Consider the following 17,747-nt stretch of genomic DNA (forward strand, 5'->3'; position numbering starts at 1 on the left):
CTTACTCGAGCACCTGCTCCGCTTCCGTGACTGCGCAGAGAACATGATAGAACGACGACGCAGGAATGACGTCGATCAGCGATTTGCCGTCGCGATCGAACTGATCGTACCAGCCGCCCTTCACGGGATGGCTGAGATAGTGCCGTTCGAGCCGCACCAGCGCCGCGCGCGCCTCGTCCGCCGCGCCCGCCTCGCCGGACTCCGCCTGCGCAATCCACGCCTTCGCGATCTCGGTCTGCGGCCACAGCCGGCGCGTGCTGCGACGGATGTCGCCGACGTCGTCCCCCTCGTCGATCAGGCAGCCCGTGGCCTCGTCGCGATAGCGCAGCGCGGTCGACAGCAGTTCGGCACGCCGCTGCCCTGTCGGGCAGCCCGTGATGCGTTCGAAACCCTTCAGCAGCCAGACCCATTCCGCCTGGTGGCCCGGCTCGACGCTAACCGGCTCGATCTTCGACCAGTCCTCCTCGAAATACTCCGTCAGGATGCGCTTCTGCTTGTCGTAGAGATTGGCCAGGAACAGCGCGAAGAATTCGCCGGCGCGGTTCTGGAACGACAGATCGTGGGTCGCCTCGAAGCACGCGATCATCGCCTCGAACAGATGCATGTGCGGGTTCTGCCGGCGCGGCAACGAGACCGGAAGGCCCTCGTGAACGCCGCCATGCGGCGAGCGCAGATGGCCGTCGAGGAAGGCGAGCAGCGCATCGATCTCGGCGCGGACCTGCGCATCCTGGTCGAGAGCGTAGACGCTCGCGAGCGCAAACAGGATGAAGGCGTGGTCATAGGCATCGCGCCGGCCATCCAGCACCGTCCCTTCCGGCGTCAGCCGGTGCACATAGCCGGGCCGGCCGTCGGGCGCCTTCGCTTTGGTCAGCAGGTGCTCCAGCCCCTTCAGCGCGATCGTGCGCCCTTCAGTATACCAGCCCATTTGTGCCGCCTTCGCGTAGCACCAGATCTGGCGGGCCTGCACAAACACGCGCCGGGGCGCGGCAGCATCCGCCGCGCCGTCGCGGTGCAGCCTGTCGATGAAGCCGCCTGCGGCGTGATCCCAGCCGACGGTCGACCACAGCGGCAGCGCCTCGTCGATCATGCGGCGCTTCAGGCGCGCGACGACGTCCGCAGCCTCATCCGCCGCAATGCTTCCTACGTCCGCCATCGGGTCCTCTCTCGGCCTCGCCACTGGCGGTCTGATACCCATGCCGGTGGCGGCGCGCAACGGATGCAAATACGGAAACAACAGCCATGACCGCCCATTACGACGCCCGCGAGACGCGAGAGCCGGCAGCCCGCGAAGTCGATCTGTTCTCCCGCCTGCCGGAGGTGCTGCGAGCCGCGATGGCCGCCCCGGCCTATGCCGAGCGGCTCAAAGGCTTGGATCCCGCCGCCGTGACCTCCAGGGCGGCGCTGGCGGGCCTGCCGGTGTTGCGCAAGTCGGAACTGCCCTCCCTGCACAAAGCCTCTGCGCCCTTCGGAGGCTTCGTGGCGGACGCCCCCGGCTCGTTCGCCCGTCTCTTCACCTCCCCTGGGCCGATCTTCGAGCCAGAAGGGCGGCAGGCCGATCCGTGGCGCGGCGCAAGGGCGTTGTTCGCGGCCGGGTTCCGTCCCGATGACATTGTCCTCAACACCTTCAGCTACCATCTCACCCCCGGCGGCTTCATCTTCGATGCCTCCGCACGCGCGCTCGGCTGCGCGGTCATCCCAGCCGGTCCCGGCAATACCGAGCAGCAATTCGAGCTGATCGAGGCCTACCGGCCGGCGGGTTACAGCGGCACGCCGGACTTCCTGAAGATCCTGCTCGATACCGCGGCAAGCTCCGGGCGCGACATCTCCTCGATCAAGCGCGCGCTGGTTTCAGGCGCCGCGTTCCCGCCCTCGCTCCAGGCCGAGATCAAGGCGCGCGGCATCGACGCCTACCAGGCCTTCGGCACTGCCGATCTCGGCCTGATCGCCTTCGAGACCGAGGCGCGCGAGGGCATGGTCGTGAACGAGGACCTGATCCTGGAGATCGTCAAGCCCGGCACCGGGGATCCGGTAGCGCCGGGCGACGTCGGCGAGATCGTCGTGACCTCGCTCGACCCGCACCATCCCTGGATCCGGCTCGCGCTCGGCGACCTCACCGCGGCCTTGCCCGGCACGAGCCCTTGCGGACGCACCAATATGCGCATCAAGGGCTGGATGGGCCGCGCCGACCAGACCACCAAGGTCAAGGGCATGTTCGTCCGGCCCGAGCAGATCGCCGAGATCGGCAAGCGCCATTCCGCACTCGGAAGACTGCGCCTCGTCGTCACGCGCCAGGGCGAAGCCGACGCGATGACGCTGAGAGCGGAAACGGCAGCCGCGAACGAGGCCTTGCGTGAAGAGATCGCGGCCAGCTTGCGCGCCGTGACGAAACTCGGCGGAAGCGTCGAGCTGGTCGGCCCCGGCACGCTGCCGAATGATGGCAAGGTGATCGCGGACGAACGCTGACTTCAACGGAGTCCGGCAGCGCTGTCGCTTTCGCGAACGCATCGATCAGGCGACCGTACAGCGAGTTGCTCTCCGCATGGCGCCCTGATGCGTGAAGCGCATTCCTTCGGCTGCGATCACCCCGCCGTCGCGCAGCAGCACCGCGCACGTCGTGATGCGCGTATTTGAGCCCGAGCTGATTCCAATCGCGGCCAATTCGTGTCGACCTGTTACGGAGCCATCGATATAAGCCGCGGCCGATGTAAATCGGCCACTGCGCGGCCGAAGCGCTTGCGTGGCGTAATGCCCCCGGGGCGCAGGAACCTTGCATCGTCCCTGCCGCTCCCGTATTACCAATCTTGCAACGATATGGCCGGAATCGGCCCTTTCTGGACCCCAAAACGTGCTTGAACGAACCCTCGTCACCATCGCCGAGACCGAAACCATTGAGGAAGCCTTTCGGCGCCTGAATGCGAATATGCTCGGCATCCTGTTCGCGCAGGACGCGAGCGGACGTATCGTCGGCGCCGTGACGGACGGTGACATCCGCAGGCGCATGCTGACCGGCATCACGATCCAGGACCGGGTTGCGTCCTGCATCAATCGCAACTTCGTCTGGGCGCCGACCGGCGGACCGCGCGAGCAGATCCTCAAGCTGCTCGACCAGCGCGTGCACGTGGTGCCGATCCTCGATGGCGAGGGACGGCTGGTCGACGTATTCAGCCGCGAGCTGTTCAATCTGTCGGAAGAGAGCGAGGTGTTCGCCCGCGCCCGCTCGCCGGTGCGGATCAGCTTCTCCGGCGGCGGCACCGACCTGACGCATTACTTCGTGGCGAACGACGGGGGCGCGGTCATCAGCGCCACGATCAAGATGTACGCTCACGCGACGCTGCGGCGCCGGAGCGATCCCAGCATCCGGATCTACTCGCACGATTTCCGTCGCACGGTCGAGGCCGACAATCTCGCAGAACTCGGAACGGGCGGAGATCTCGCGCTGATCAAGTCGGTCGTGCGCCTGATCAAGCCGACTTACGGATTCGAGCTCGAGGTGTCCGCCGACTTTCCGGTCGGTTCCGGACTCGGAGGCTCGGCGGTGGTCTCGTCCGCGATCATCGGCTGCTTCAACGAATTCCGCGGGGATCAGTGGGACCGCCACGAGATCGCGGAGATGGCCTTCCAGGCCGAGCGGCTGATGCTCAACATTCCCGGCGGCTGGCAGGACCAGTACGCCACCGTGTTCGGCGGCTTCAATCACATGGAGTTCTTCTCCGACCAGAACACCATCGTGCCGCTTCGCCTCGATCCCAACATCATCGCCGAGCTCGAAGAGAGCCTTGTGCTCTGCTACGCCGGCTCGGGCCGCGATTCCGGCGCCATTCACCGCGACCAGAAGGCTCAGCACGAGACCAGCGACGCCGTCGCCGCGGCTGCCAAGCAGAAGGAAGTGACGCGCGACATCAGGCGGCATCTGCTGCGCGGCCAGCTGCTGGAATGCGGCCGGCTGATCGACGAGGCCTGGCACGCCAAACGGAAGCTGAGCTCGAAGATCTCGTCGGAGACGATCGACGCGATTTACGACTTCGCCAAGCAGCACGGCGCGGTCGGCGGCAAGCTCCTGGGCGCCGGCGGCGGAGGTTACTTCTTGTTCTTCGTGCGTCCGTTCGAGCGCTACCAGCTCATCGCGGCGCTGGAACAGCAGGGGCATAGCTGTTCGCGCATCATGTTCGAGGAGAACGGGCTGCGGACGTGGAAGTCGCGCTTTCCCGCGCAGCTCGCCTGACGCATATGAGACGAGAATGTTGATGACATCGCCCAAACAGCCTGCTCCGGTCCGCATCGGCAACCGCCTCCTGGGCGATGGCGAACCCTGCTACGTCATCGCCGAAATCGGCAACAATCATAACGGCGACTTCGACCGCGCCATTGCGCTGGTCGATGCCGCGGTCGCGGCCGGGGCAGATTGCGCCAAGTTCCAGATGCGCAAGCTCGACGAGGTGTATCGCGCCTCGAGCCTGTCCGGGAAGGACGACGACCTCGCCGTCGAATATACGCTCGATCTGTTGCGCCGCTTCGAGCTGCCGACCGCGCAGCAGAAGAAGATCGCCGGGTACTGCGCAGCCAAGGGTATCGAGTACCTCTGCACGCCCTGGGATGCGAAGAGCGTCGCCGTGCTCGAAGGCTTCGGCGTGCAGGCCTACAAGGTCGCCTCGGCCGACCTCACCAACCTGCCGCTGCTGGCTCGTCTCTCCGCCACCGGCAAGACGCTGATCGTCTCGACCGGCATGAGCACGACGGACGAGATCAAGGCCGCCGCGAAATTCCTCGACGACCGCAATGCCAGCTACGCCCTCCTACATTGCCAGAGCACCTATCCGGCAGCGCTCCACAACATCCATCTGCGTTTCATGGAGACGCTGCGCGAGATTCATCCGGTCGTCGGCTATTCGGGTCACGAGCGCGGCATCGCCGTTTCGACGGCCGCCGTCGCGCTCGGCGCGGTGATCATCGAACGCCACATCACGCTCGACCGCGAGATGGAAGGTCCGGACCATGCCGCGAGCCTCGAGCCCGAGGAATTCAAGGCACTCGTCTCCGGCATCCGCGAAGTCGAGGCCGCGCGCGGCGAGAAGCTCGCGGAACGCGCGCTGAGCCAGGGTGAGCTGATCAACCGCGAAAATCTCGCCAAGAGCCTGGTGGCCGCACGCGACCTTCCGGCCGGCACGACGATCTCCGAAGGCGACATCGCGGTGAAGAGCCCGGGCCAGGGCCTGTCGCCGCTGAAGATGCCGGCGCTGCTCGGCCGCAAGCTGACGCGGACGATGGCGGCGGACGACTATTTCTTCCAGAGCGACCTCGACGAAGGCGTCGCAAAGGCACGGCGCTACCGTTTCGACCGGCCCTGGGGTGTGCCGGTGCGCTATCACGATACCGCGCGCTTCCTGGAGATTTGCGAGCCCGACATCATCGAATTCCATCTCAGCTACAGCGACATGGAGCGCGATCCCGCGGCCTATCTCTCCGGCACCTATGATCTCGGCTTCGTCGTGCACGCGCCCGAGCTGTTCGCCGGCTCCAAGCTGATGGACCTCGCAACGCCGGACGAGGCGCTGCGGCGCTATTCGCTGGAGCAGACGCAGGCGGTGATCGACATCACGCGGGCCCTGAAGAAGTTCTTTCCCAAAACCAAGCGCCCGCCCATCGTCGCCAACATCGGCGGCTTCACCATGGACGAGCCGCTGCCGGCGGAGGAGAAAGCCGAGCGCTACCGCATCTTTGCGCAGAGCCTGACCGAGCTCGACATGGATGGCGTCGAGCTGACGCCGCAGACCATGGCACCGTTCCCCTGGCATTTCGGCGGCCAACGTCATCAGAACATCTTCATCTTCCCGGATGAGTCGGCCGCGTTCTGCGCCAAGCATGATCTGCGCATGTGCGTCGATATCTCCCACACCAAGCTCGCTGCCAATCATTTCGGCTTCGACTTCGCCCAAGGCCTCGCCCAGCTCGGGCCGCACACCGCGCATCTCCATTTCGGCGACGCCAAGGGGCTCGACGGCGAAGGACTCCAGATCGGCGAAGGCGAGATCGATTTCGACGAGATCGGACAGGTGCTGCGCACGCATGCGCCGACGGCGTCGTTCATTCCCGAGATATGGCAGGGCCACAAGAACATGGGCGAAGGCTTCTGGACCGCGCTCGAGCGTCTCGAGGGACACATCTGATGGCGCGCAAGACGCTGGCCGTGATCGCCGCGCGCGGCGGCTCGAAGGGCATCCCGCACAAGAACCTGCTCGATCTCTGCGGCAAGCCGTTGATCGCGTGGACGGTCGAGCAGGCCCGCGCCGCGCGCGGCGTCGACGTGGTGGCGGTCTCGTCGGACAGCGACAAAATTCTCGCCGCGGCCGAGGCCGCAGGCGCGGTTGGCGTGCGGCGTCCGGATGACATCTCGGGCGACCTCGCCTCCTCCGAATCCGCCTGGCTGCATGCCCTCGATGCGACCGAGGCGCAGATGGGACGGTTCGAGCGCATCGTCGCGCTTCAGGCCACATCGCCGATCCGCGAACCCGGCGACATCGAGAACGCGCTTGCGACCTTCGATCGCGACCATCTCGACAGCCTGCTCTCGGTCTGCGAGGTCGAGGATTACTTCAACTGGCGGATCGGCGCGAGCGGACCGGAACCGATCAACTACGACTATCGCAACCGCCGCATGCGGCAGCAGATCGAGAAGCGCTACCTCGAGAACGGCTCGTTCTACGTCCTGATCCCGTCCCTCCTGCGCGAGCAGAACAATCGTCTCGGCGGCAAGATCGGCTTCCACCTGATGGAGCGTCACAAGATGTTCCAAATCGACCGTCCCGAGGACGTCAAGCTTTGCGCCGCCATCATGCGCAGTTACGGCTATGCCTGATCTCAGCGCCTTCTCTCTCGCAGGCAAGATCGCGGTGGTCACCGGCGCCTCGCGCGGCATTGGCGCGGCGATTGCGAGCGGCCTGCAGGATGCGGGTGCCGCGGTGTTCGGCCTCAGCCGGTCCGGGACCGCGCCGCAGGGCGTTACCGCCATCGCCTGCGATCTCTCCGACGACAAGGCGATCGAGAGCGCGTTCCGCGCCATCGCCGCACAAGCCGAACGCATCGACGCGCTCGTGAATGCCGCCGGCATCAGTCTTCCGGGCCAAAGCGCCGAAAGCGAGCTCGCGCGCTTCCGCGCCACGGTCGCAACCGACCTCACCGGCGTCTACGCCACGATCCTCGCCGCCTATCCGCTTCTGAAGAACGCCAGCTCGGCGGCGATCGTCAACGTCACCAGCATCAATTCGGTCCGCGGCTTTCCCGGCAATCCCGGCTACGTGGCGGCCAAGGCGGGCCTTGCCGGGCTGACGCGCGCACTCGCCGCCGACTACGCGCCCGACGGCATCCGCGTCAACGCGCTTGCGCCGGGCTATGTCGCGACCGAGATGACCGCGAAGAGCTTTGCCGATCCCGTCATGCACGAGGCGAGGCGTCGTCACACCATGCTCGACCGCTGGGGACAGCCCGCCGATATGGTCGGCGCCGCCATCTTCCTGGCCTCGGACGCCTCCGCCTATGTGACCGGCCAGGAAATCTTCGTCGATGGCGGCTGGACCACCAAGGGCCTCGCCATCAGCTCGGACAGAACATCGTGACCGCAACACTGCAACGCATCGGCTTTATGCAGGGACGTCTGTCGGCGCTGGTCGACGGCAAGATCCAGGCGTTCCCGTGGAATGAATGGCGCGAGGAATTTCCCCGCGCCAAGGCGCTCGGCCTGACGCGGATGGAATGGACCATCGACCAGGAAAGGCTGCGCGAGAATCCGCTGACGACCGAGCCGGGACAGCAGGAGATTCTGACGCTGTCGCGCGAGAATGGCGTCCGCATCCCGAGCCTGACCGGCGATTGCTTCATGCAGGCACCATTCTGGAAGGTCGATGCCGTGGTGCGCGACGCGCTCGTCGCCGACCTCGATCTCCTGATCGCCGCCTCTGGCCGCATCGGCATCGAGTTCGTGGTGATCCCGCTGGTCGACAACGGCAAGATCGAGCGCGGGAGCGAGAGCGATACGTTGAAGCGCGTGCTGCTCGCGCGCGCGGAGTCGCTCGCAAGACGAAATGTCAGGATCGTCTTCGAATCCGATCTGCCGCCGCGCGAGCTCGCCCGGTTCATCGAGGAATTTCCGGCGGATGCCTTCGGCATCAACTACGACAGCGGCAACAGCGCCTCGCTCGGCTACGACAGCAGCGAGGAGATCGACGCTTACGCACCGCGCATTCTCAATGTCCATGTCAAGGACCGCGTTCGGGGCGGTACCACCGTGCCGCTCGGCACCGGCGATGCCGATTTGGCGAAGACGATCCGGCTGATCGAGCGCTCCGGCTACAAGGGACAGTACATTCTGCAGACCGCGCGAGCCGGCGACGGCGATCACGCCGGTGCGCTGGCGAAATATCGCGACATGACCGTTCGCTGGATCGAGGATGCCGCGCGATGAAGCTCGAGCTGAATGATCGCGTCGCTCTCGTCACCGGCGCCAGCCGCGGGATCGGACTTGCGATCGCGACGACGCTCACCGCGGAAGGTGCCAAGGTGGCGATGGCCGCGCGCGGCGCCGACGCGCTCGAAGCCGCGCGGATCGCGGTCGGCGGCGGCACGTCGGTACACGTGGCCGATGTCACCGATCCGGCTGCCGCCACGGCGCTGGTGCAGCAGGTCGAACGGCAGTGGGGGCGCCTCGACATTCTCGTCTGCAACGTCGGCAGCGGCGCTTCCGTACCTCCTGGGAAAGAAACCGCCGCGGAGTGGTCGCGGGTGATGGACCTCAATCTCTTCGCCACGACCAACATGATCGAGGCGGCCCGGCCGCTGATGGCGCGCGGCAGCGGCGACCTCGCCATCGTCTGCGTCTCTTCGATCGCCGGCATGGCGGCGCTCGGCGCGCCCGTCACCTACCACGCCGCGAAAGCCGCGCTGAATGCGACCGTGCGTGGCTTGGCCCGCCCCCTGGCGCTCGAAGGCATACGCATCAACGCGGTTGCACCGGGCAACATCCTGGCCCCGAACGGCACCTGGGCGCGCAAGCTCGCGGAAAACAGTGCTGCGGTCGAGGAGATGCTTGCGCGCGAGGTGGCGCTGCGCCGGCTGGGCAGGCCGGAGGAGATCGCCGACCTCGTCGCCTTTCTCGTCTCGCCCCGCGCGGCATTCATCACCGGCAGCATCATGGTCGCCGACGGCGGTCAGCTGCGTTAGCCGAACAGGAGCCTCCCGATGGCAAGCCCGTCCTCACGCCATGATCTGACCGGCCGCACCGCTCTCGTGACCGGCGCCGGCGGCCTGCTCGGGCGGCAGCATGTCGCCGCGCTTTCGGAGGCGGGCGCGCGCGTCGTCGTCACCGACGTCGGACTTGCGCAGGCCGAAGCAGCCGTTGCCGCGCTCAGGCAGAGCGCGCCGTCCGCCGACCTGATCGCGCTGGCGATCGACGTCACCTCACTCGATTCGGTGCGGGCTGCAAACGAGCAGCTTTCCGGCCGCGGCGTCTCCATCGACATCCTCGTCAACAACGCGGCGATCGACCCCAAGGTGACCTCCGCACCCGGCGTAATGCATTCGTCCCGTTTCGAAGCATTCCCGGTGCCGCAATGGCAGACCGAGATCGCCGTGGGCCTGACCGGCGCGATGCTGTGCGCGCAGGTGTTCGGCGGTGAGATGGCCAAACGTGGCCGCGGCGTGATCCTCAACATCGCCTCCGATCTCGGCGTGATCGCGCCGGACCAGCGGATCTACCGCCAGCCACAGGTTTCACGCGAAGAAGAGCAACCGGTGAAACCGGTGACTTACTCGGTGATCAAGCACGGCCTGATCGGGCTGACGAAATATCTGGCGACCTATTGGGCGGACCACGGCGTCCGCGTCAACGCGATCTCGCCGGGCGGCGTCTTCAACAACCAGGACCCGGCTTTCGTCGAGCGACTGACGCGCCTGATCCCGATGGGCCGCATGGCCGAGGTCGACGAATACCGCGCTGCGGTGCAGTTCCTCTGCTCCGACGCCTCCAGCTACATGACGGGGCAGAACCTGGTGATGGACGGCGGACGGAGCGTCTGGTAGCGGCGCTGGAAGCAGTTGAATGCGCAGATTTCCGTCGTGACGGTCTCCTCGTTGCGCCGACGGAGTGCGGCGGGTGGATAGCCGCTCGACAGCCTTTCCGATCTGCACTGCCTGAACAGCCGAATCATCGGCTCTCGGACGTCACACCGCGGAACGGCGAAACCGAAGAGGCCTGTCGGTCAGCACCCACGGGAGAATGGGCCGGCCAGACCTCTGCGCCCGTTCCTCCATGATGATTGCCGCGAACAACGCAGCAATCTTCACCCAATATGTCGGCGTCGCGACAAAGTTCAGCATGCCGCCGATGTACATCACGTAGATGCCGTACAGCACGTAGAAGGATAGAGCTGCCGTCAGATATCGTTCGGCGACGATCGACCGGATCATGAGAGCGGAGAGGAGCGCTGTGAGCCAACCGGCTCCCAGCAGAAATATCCAGCCGAAATCGGGACCAAACAGCTCGAAGAAAATTTCGGGAAACCCGCCTGCGAACTGAAAACCGCCTGTAACGTGTTCCGTCGTCCGCGGCTCACCGATGGTCTCGGACATCAGGAACTGCGGGGTCGTGTTTCGTCCCGCCACGATGGGGCGCTCGAACAGAAAATCGAAGGCGTGGCGCGCGTCCCAGTCTCCGTTGACCAGAACGCGCTGATAGGACGCCCATCCTATTTCCGACGGCTGCACCAGAACGCGCTCGATGAAAGTGTCGAGCGCAGCCTGACCTTCGTACCCTCGGACCCTCGTCAGGTTCCAATAGAGCGCGAATGCAATCATCGCGGCCGTCAGCGCAATGCCGCCGACACCGGCCAGCACGATGCGGCGGTCGGCAATCCGGGGCATCAGGCTGAACAGGCTCGCGCTTCCGATATCTCGCGCCTGAACGAGCAACACCGCGGAAAACGGTATGACAAAGAACGCACAGGATCGGTAGAAAGGCGAGAAGCGCCCGCCGACGAGAAACATGTAAAAGATGAGGACGGCCAGCAGACTCACAAAGCGGTAATCGTAGCGCTGGCGCCGCAATCGCTCGGCGACGAACATGGTCCCCCACCAGAAGCAGAGCATGTCGCCTCGCTCGATCACCAGGCGATGCAGGAAATTGGCCTGTTCGTTGAAGGTCCAACGCTCGATCTTGGCAAATAGCGGAATGACACCTCCCTGAATCAGGGCACCGAAGAGCAAGATCAAGAAGAGGATGGACGCGTAGAATGTGACGTCCGAGAGGGTCAGTTGAGACTGGGTCGCAGGTAGTCCGGGAGTTGGAGCCGACCGCGCCCACTCATGGAGCGCCCTCGAATTGAAGACCCAGAGGAAGGGAAGAAGCGTCAGAAAATACGCAATCGACTGGAACACCGTCATGACGCCGGGTCCAAGGAACATCTGAAACTGGGACGAGAACACGGGCCCCGAGAGATCGATATAGAGCGACGAAATCGTCCGCCATGCGAAGGTAAACAAAAGGAACGCAAGACAAACGAAGATCGTCGACCTGAACAGTCCCAGCCAGACGATGAAGAGCAGTACGGAGACTCCAGCCAGAAGGGTCATTGCCGAAGTCCTAGCCGAGACGGGCCGGCCGCCTCAGGAAGAAAGTCAACAGGCTGACGAAAAAAAGGATGCCCAAGCCCGCCAGGATGGCTCTTTGCACGAGATTGATTTCCCTCGGCCCTTCCACAACGGGAGACGAGCCATCCTGTGGACCCGTCATCCTCGCGGTGCGTTCGAGATAAGCCAGTAGAGCGATGCGCGTATCGACGTTGAGCATCATTTCCACGGAAGTCCCTGGGCTCTCCACGAAGGCAGGCCCGGTGGCAATCCCGTCCGGCCGAGCCGGCGTGAAGTCCGTCTTCCTCTTCTTCAACGCATCGTCGAGCAGCACTTTTGCGTCCTGCAGGCGCGCGAGCACCGAATGCAACAACTCCATTCTCGGCTCGAACAATCTCTGGTGTACTGCCTGGATCGCAGAGACAGCCTGTCGAAGCAGGGTCAACGCCTCCTCCTTCGACGCGGAACTCGCCTCCAGACGGATCGACGAATCGCCAACAACGACCCCGCGCAACGAAGCTCCGGCGAACGCCCCTCGCGAATCGGGAAGCGCCTTGCGAGCATCGGCCAGAACAGTGTTTTGAAATTGGACCGCTCCGATTCGCGTCACCAGGTCACGGGTACTCTCCAGGGGTTCAACCGCCGCCCCAGCGAGCCCGCGAATCCCGTCAAGAGTGGGCACTGTACCAATCGCGATCGTCGAGGTCGCGGTCCAGGATTCCACCTTCCGCCCGACGGCAAGGGAACCAAGAGCAGCCAACAGGATCGCCCCGATCACGAGCGAAAGTACCCAATGTGTCCGCACTGCTATGGCAGCGACATGGAACCATCTCGCGAGCTGCAGTGGAGCTCGCGGCGTACGCTCGGCCATCGGCATGTGATTCTTGTCCCCGGCACCCCCCACAACATGTCCGGGGAACCCAATCATCATCATACTGAGCTATCTATGGTTGATCAATCGGCCCATAGCAAAAGGCTCTCGATCAACGATCATCGCATGACGGCCCGCTGCCCTCCGCGGGCCGCTTCATTCAACAAGAGGATCAACGACGTCTCCCTTGCTCGTTGCTTCCGGGCGTCGCTACGCGTAAACAGAGCGCACGACAGTTCCCGTCGCGGCGAGCAGCACGCCATTGACAGGCGTTGGTGCGGGGTCTTTGTCTCTCGGTGTTGCGTCCTCCAGGCCTCTATCCACGATCGACCGACGCTGGGCGAAGATCCGGCCGCCACAGCTCAATCCAACGAGAAGCCAGAACCTTGAGACAGACACTTGCTGCACACCTTCGACTGAGGTTCCGAGGGGGAGAGCCTTCATGTTGAGGCAGGCTGTCGTCCTCGTCGGGGGACTCGGCACCCGCCTCGGCGAACGCACCAAGACCGTGCCGAAGCCGATGCTCGAGGTCGGCGGGCGGCCGTTTCTCGACACGCTGCTCGACGAGCTCGTGCGCTACGGCGTGTTCGATGAGATTCTCCTGCTTGCGGGCCACAAGGCGGAGATCGTCGAGACCCACTACGCCGAGGCCGCGAGGGAGGGCGCGCGAATAATCGTGTCGCGCGAGCTCGAGCCGCTCGGCACCGGCGGCGCGCTCGTGAACGCGCGCGATCTGCTGCACGATCGTTTCCTGCTGCTCAACGGAGATTCGCTGTTCGACTTCAACCTGCTCGATCTGATCGCCCGCGCGCAAGGCGGGCGTGTCCATATGGCATTGCGTGACGGCGTGGTCGGGGATCGCTACGGGCGCGTCGTCCTCGACGGTGACATGGTCCGTGACTTCATCGCCCCGGGTGCGGGTGCCACGGGACCGGTCAATGCCGGCATCTACGTCATCGACAAGTCCGTTCTTGCCGACATCACAAAGCTTCCCGCCTCGCTCGAGCAGGACGTCTTCCCTGGCCTGGCCAAGTCCGGCGCCCTGCGCGGCACGGCCTATCGCGGTTACTTCATAGACATCGGCATTCCCGACGACTTTGCGCGCGCCGACCGCGAATTGCGGGACAAGCTGCGGCGGCCGGCCGTGTTTTTCGATCGCGACGGCGTGCTCAACCATGATTCAGGATACACTTTCGAGTCGCACAAGCTCGAATGGATCGAGGGCGCACGCGAGGCCGTGAAGGCCGTGAACGACGCCGGCTATTTTGCCTTCGTCATCACCAATCAATCCGGCGTCGCACGCGGCTATTACGAGGAGCATCACGTGGTCGCGCTGCACCGCTGGATGGCGGGCCAGATGGCGCTGATCGGAGCGCATGTCGACGCATTCGAATATTGCCCCGATCACCCCGACGGAACCGTGGCGCGCTATTGCCGCACGAGCGACCGGCGCAAGCCCGCACCGGGCATGATCGCCGATCTCGCGCAGCGCTTTCCGGTCGACATGACGCGCAGCATGGTGATCGGCGACAAGCCGAGCGACATCGAGGCCGCCCGTGCGGCCGGCCTCCCCGGCCATTTGTTCGAAGGCGGCAATCTGGAGAGCTTCGTGAGACAGCGCCTCATCCCGGTCGGCTAGGCCTCGGCGCGCGTCACAAAAACTGCTGCATCCCCGGGCATTTGGCAGCTATCTGGCGCTGCTCTGTTGCGCGCAACCGCCAGTGTGCTATAGCGCCATCTCGTTGCGAACACTGGCTTAATCGCCTTCTGGGGTCCGGCATGGCAGATCTAAGGGACGCCCGCGTCCTCGTTACCGGCAGCGACGGCTTCATCGGTTCGCACGTCGTCGAGGAGCTGGTGAAGGCCGGGGCCCGCGTCAAGGCGATCGTCTACTACAACTCATTCAATTCCTGGGGCTGGCTGGACACGGTTCCCGCCGACATCATGAAGTCCGTGGAGGTGGTCGCCGGCGACATCCGCGATCCGCATTTCATGATCGCGGCAGCAAGCGGCTGCACCGACGTGCTGCACCTGGCGGCGCTGATCGCGATCCCCTTCTCCTATGTCGCGCCCGACTCCTATGTCGACACCAACGTGAAGGGCACCGTGAACGTGCTCCAGGCGGCGCGCATGGCTGGCGTACGGCGCTTCGTGCAGACATCGACCAGCGAGGTCTACGGCACGGCGCAGATCGTCCCGATCAAGGAGAACCATCCGCTGGTTGGCCAATCGCCCTACTCGGCCTCGAAGATCGCATCCGACCAGATGGCGCTGTCGTTCCACGCCTCGTTCGACATGCCGGTCGTCGTGATCCGCCCGTTCAACACGTTCGGCCCGCGGCAGTCGGCGCGCGCGGTGATTCCGACCATCATCAGCCAGATCGCGACCGGCAAGCGCAAGATCCGTCTCGGCGCCGTCAGTCCGACGCGCGACTTCTCCTTCGTCACCGACACCGCGCGTGGCCTGATCGCAGGCCTCACCGCGCCGGCCGAGCAATGCGTCGGCCAGACCATCAATCTCGGCAGCGGCTTCGAGATCTCGGTCGGCGCGACCGTCGAGATGATCGCCGATGTCATGGAGACCACGATCGAAATCGAGACCGACGAGGCGCGCCTGCGCCCCGCCAACAGCGAGGTCGAGCGGCTCTGGGCCGACAATTCCAAGGCACGCCAGCAGCTCGGCTGGAGCCCCGAATTCGGCGGTGTCGAGGGCATGCGTCGCGGCATGGTCGAGACTGTCAACTGGTTCACCAATCCTGCAAACCTCAACCGCTACAAGGCTGACGTGTACAATGTCTGAGGCGATGGTGGACAATGTCGTGACCCGGTCAGACTTCAATCCAGAGACGATCGTCGACGCCGTTCGGCACGCGGTAGGAACGCCGAACGGCATCCTCGGGCTGCACGAACCGGTGTTCGCTGGAAACGAGATTGCCTACCTTGAAGAGTGCATCAAGAGCACCTTCGTCTCCTCGGTCGGCCCCTTTGTCGATCGGTTTGAGCGCATGCTGGAGAAGGTCACCGGCGCCAAACGCGCGGTCGCCGTCGTCAATGGTACGGCCGCCCTGCATGCCTGCTTCAGGCTCGCCGGCGTCGAGCCCGGCGACGAGGTCATCTCGCCGGCGCTGACCTTCATCGCGACGACGAATGCGATCGCCTATTGCGGCGCGACGCCGCATTTCGTCGACAGCTCGCTCGAAACGCTCGGCATGGACGCGCGCGCACTCGCGGCGCGCCTCGATGCGATCGCGCGGAAGACTGCGACCGGCACCATCAACCGCGAGACCGGCCGCCGCATCGCGGCGATCGCCCCGATGCACACGTTCGGCCACCCCGTCGATTTGGACGCGATCGCCGCAATTGCAGACGATTGGAACATCGCACTGGTTGAAGACGCGGCGGAATCGCTGGGATCGACCTACAAAGGTCGCGCGGTCGGATCGCAGGCGCGCCTTGCAGCACTCAGCTTCAACGGCAACAAGATCGTCACCACAGGCGGCGGCGGCGCCATCCTGACCAATGACGAGGAGCTGGGGCGCCGCGCCAAGCACCTGACGACGACGGCAAAATTGCCGCACAAATGGGCCTTCATCCACGACGAGGTCGGCTTCAACTACCGTCTGCCGAACTTGAACGCGGCGCTTGGTTGCGCCCAGCTCGAGCAGCTCGACGGCTTCCTGGCAAGCAAGCGCCGGCTGGCGGCCGCCTATGATCGCGCGTTCGCGCATGTTCCGGGGGTACGCTTCTCGCGGGAGCCGAAGGACACCACGAGCAACTACTGGCTGAATGCGATCCTGCTCGACGAGGCGCATGCCGAACGGCGCGACGACGTGCTGGCCGCGCTGAACGATGCCGGTTTTGGTGCGCGCCCGGCCTGGACCTTGATGCACCGCTTGCCGATGTTCGCGCAAAGCCCGCGCGGCGATCTCTCCGCTGCGGAATCCATCGAACGCCGGCTGATCAACCTGCCCAGCAGTGCCAGCATCAGGCCCCGCGATGAGTAGTGGCGCGCGCAAGATCTGCTTCGTCACCGGCAGCCGGGCCGATTTCGGCCTGCTGGTCTGGCCGATGCGCGCAATCCGGCAGACGCCCGGCCTGACGCTTCAGCTCGTCGCAACCGGCATGCATCTCGCGCCGGAGTTCGGCTACACCTTCAACGACATCCGCGAGGAGGGGTTTGAGGTCGACGAGCGCATCGAGACGCTGCTGAGCAGCGACACCGGCGCCGGCGTCGCCAAATCGGTCGGACTCGGCGTGATCGGCTTTGCCGACGCCTTCACGCGGTTGCAACCAGATCTCGTGGTCGTGCTCGGAGACCGGTTCGAGATGTTCGCGGCCGCGCAGGCCGCGATGTTCATGCGACTGCCGATGGCGCATCTGTTCGGCGGAGACGTCACCGAAGGCGCGGTCGACGAATCCACGCGCCACGCCATCAGCAAGATGTCGCATCTGCATTTCACCAGCAATCAGGGCTCGACGCAACGGTTGATCCAGCTTGGCGAGCATCCCTCCCGCATTCACACCATCGGCTCGGTCGGCATCGACGCCATCAAGCATCTCGATCTGATGAACCGCGACGACATCGGCCGCGCCCTTGGGATGCCGCTCGGCGAACGCAATGCGCTCATCACGTTCCACCCCGTCACGGTCGAATCCGGGCGTTCGGTGGCCGAGCTCGACGAATTGTTCGCGGCACTATCGACTCTCGATCCCGCCTTCCGGCTCATCTTCACGCTCGCGAATGCCGATGCCGAGGGGCGCGCGCTGAACGAGCGGACCAAGGCCTTCGCGACCGGCCGGCCGAACACGATCGCGGTCGCCTCGCTCGGGCAGCTTCGCTATCTCAGCCTGATGAGCCATGCGGACGTGGTGATCGGAAATTCCTCGAGCGGCGTGCTCGAAGCGCCTTCCTTCGGTGTTCCGACGGTGGATATCGGCGACCGTCAGAAGGGGCGCGAGCGCGCGGCCTCGGTGTTTCATGCGGCGCCCGAACGTGGCGCGATTGCCGCCGCCATCTCGGCGGGACTCCAGCGCGGCCGCCAAGCCACCGTCAACCCCTACGGCGACGGCGAATCCAGCCGGCGATTTGCCGACATTGTCGCCGGCATCCCCGATTTCAGGCAGCTCCTGGCCAAGGGCTTTTATGAACGTCCCGCCAGCGGAGCGCGGCCATGACGACGCACACGCTGATCATCGCGGAAGCCGGCGTCAATCACGACGGCAGCCTGGAAAAGGCGCTGGCCCTGGTCGATGCGGCAGGCGAC

15 protein-coding genes are annotated in these 17,747 nt (G+C 65.0%); 12 read left to right on the top strand and 3 right to left on the bottom strand.

Annotated elements, in window-relative coordinates; genetic code table 11:
• Position 1 precedes the first annotated feature (1 nt).
• On the bottom strand, positions 2–1,153 hold the full coding sequence (locus IC50_RS18910) for an AGE family epimerase/isomerase (RefSeq protein WP_035708066.1): 1,152 nt from the start codon (positions 1,151–1,153) through the stop codon (positions 2–4).
• 86 nt (positions 1,154–1,239) lie between these two features.
• On the opposite strand from IC50_RS18910, the gene IC50_RS18915 reads away from it, so the two are divergent.
• The 8 genes from IC50_RS18915 (at position 1,240) to IC50_RS18950 (ending at position 10,068) form a co-directional block, all read left to right on the top strand.
• Positions 1,240–2,463, top strand: coding sequence for a phenylacetate--CoA ligase family protein (locus tag IC50_RS18915; RefSeq protein ID WP_035708069.1), 1,224 nt, complete (start codon positions 1,240–1,242; stop codon positions 2,461–2,463).
• A 382-nt stretch (positions 2,464–2,845) separates the two neighbouring features.
• Positions 2,846–4,222 carry a GHMP family kinase ATP-binding protein gene (locus IC50_RS18920; protein ID WP_050991032.1) on the top strand — a complete coding sequence of 459 codons (1,377 nt, stop codon included), beginning with the start codon at positions 2,846–2,848 and terminating at the stop codon, positions 4,220–4,222.
• A 22-nt stretch (positions 4,223–4,244) separates the two neighbouring features.
• Positions 4,245–6,164 carry an N-acetylneuraminate synthase family protein gene (locus tag IC50_RS18925; protein ID WP_244429608.1) on the top strand — a complete coding sequence of 640 codons (1,920 nt, stop codon included), beginning with the start codon at positions 4,245–4,247 and terminating at the stop codon, positions 6,162–6,164.
• Positions 6,164–6,853, top strand: coding sequence for an acylneuraminate cytidylyltransferase family protein (locus tag IC50_RS18930; protein WP_035708075.1), 690 nt, complete (start codon positions 6,164–6,166; stop codon positions 6,851–6,853). The genes IC50_RS18925 and IC50_RS18930 overlap by 1 nt, the downstream gene beginning before the upstream one ends.
• Positions 6,846–7,610, top strand: coding sequence for an SDR family oxidoreductase (locus IC50_RS18935; RefSeq protein WP_035708078.1), 765 nt, complete (start codon positions 6,846–6,848; stop codon positions 7,608–7,610). The genes IC50_RS18930 and IC50_RS18935 overlap by 8 nt, the downstream gene beginning before the upstream one ends.
• On the top strand, positions 7,607–8,455 hold the full coding sequence (locus IC50_RS18940) for a sugar phosphate isomerase/epimerase family protein (protein WP_035708080.1): 849 nt from the start codon (positions 7,607–7,609) through the stop codon (positions 8,453–8,455). Before IC50_RS18935 ends, IC50_RS18940 begins: the two co-directional genes overlap by 4 nt.
• The gene (locus IC50_RS18945; RefSeq protein ID WP_035708083.1) at positions 8,452–9,210 is read left to right on the top strand and encodes an SDR family NAD(P)-dependent oxidoreductase; all 759 of its coding nucleotides are present in this window, start codon (positions 8,452–8,454) and stop codon (positions 9,208–9,210) included. Before IC50_RS18940 ends, IC50_RS18945 begins: the two co-directional genes overlap by 4 nt.
• A gap of 18 nt (positions 9,211–9,228) precedes the next feature.
• On the top strand, positions 9,229–10,068 hold the full coding sequence (locus IC50_RS18950) for an SDR family oxidoreductase (RefSeq protein WP_035708087.1): 840 nt from the start codon (positions 9,229–9,231) through the stop codon (positions 10,066–10,068).
• Between the two features lie 141 nt (positions 10,069–10,209).
• On the opposite strand, the gene IC50_RS18955 is transcribed toward IC50_RS18950, so the two are convergent.
• Both IC50_RS18955 and IC50_RS18960 read right to left on the bottom strand, forming a co-directional pair.
• Positions 10,210–11,616: a DUF6418 domain-containing protein gene (locus IC50_RS18955; protein WP_035708090.1), complete on the bottom strand. Its 1,407-nt coding sequence runs from the start codon at positions 11,614–11,616 to the stop codon at positions 10,210–10,212.
• Positions 11,617–11,626: 10 nt separating this feature from the next.
• A complete protein-coding gene (locus IC50_RS18960; protein WP_157461007.1) occupies positions 11,627–12,490 on the bottom strand; it encodes a hypothetical protein in 864 nt (287 codons plus the stop codon).
• A 436-nt stretch (positions 12,491–12,926) separates the two neighbouring features.
• On the opposite strand from IC50_RS18960, the gene IC50_RS18965 reads away from it, so the two are divergent.
• From IC50_RS18965 to neuC, 4 genes are all read left to right on the top strand, one after another.
• Positions 12,927–14,123 carry an HAD-IIIA family hydrolase gene (locus IC50_RS18965; RefSeq protein WP_035708097.1) on the top strand — a complete coding sequence of 399 codons (1,197 nt, stop codon included), beginning with the start codon at positions 12,927–12,929 and terminating at the stop codon, positions 14,121–14,123.
• A 140-nt stretch (positions 14,124–14,263) separates the two neighbouring features.
• Positions 14,264–15,283 carry an NAD-dependent 4,6-dehydratase LegB gene (locus IC50_RS18970; protein WP_035708100.1) on the top strand — a complete coding sequence of 340 codons (1,020 nt, stop codon included), beginning with the start codon at positions 14,264–14,266 and terminating at the stop codon, positions 15,281–15,283.
• Between the two features lie 19 nt (positions 15,284–15,302).
• On the top strand, positions 15,303–16,487 hold the full coding sequence (locus IC50_RS18975; protein WP_244429609.1) for a LegC family aminotransferase: 1,185 nt from the start codon (positions 15,303–15,305) through the stop codon (positions 16,485–16,487).
• Positions 16,480–17,658 carry a UDP-N-acetylglucosamine 2-epimerase gene (neuC, locus tag IC50_RS18980; protein WP_035708106.1) on the top strand — a complete coding sequence of 393 codons (1,179 nt, stop codon included), beginning with the start codon at positions 16,480–16,482 and terminating at the stop codon, positions 17,656–17,658. Before IC50_RS18975 ends, neuC begins: the two co-directional genes overlap by 8 nt.
• The last annotated feature ends 89 nt before the right edge of the window (positions 17,659–17,747 follow it).

Source organism: Bradyrhizobium genomosp. I (2014), assembly GCF_000261685.1.
Taxonomy (GTDB): Bacteria; Pseudomonadota; Alphaproteobacteria; order Rhizobiales; family Xanthobacteraceae; genus Bradyrhizobium.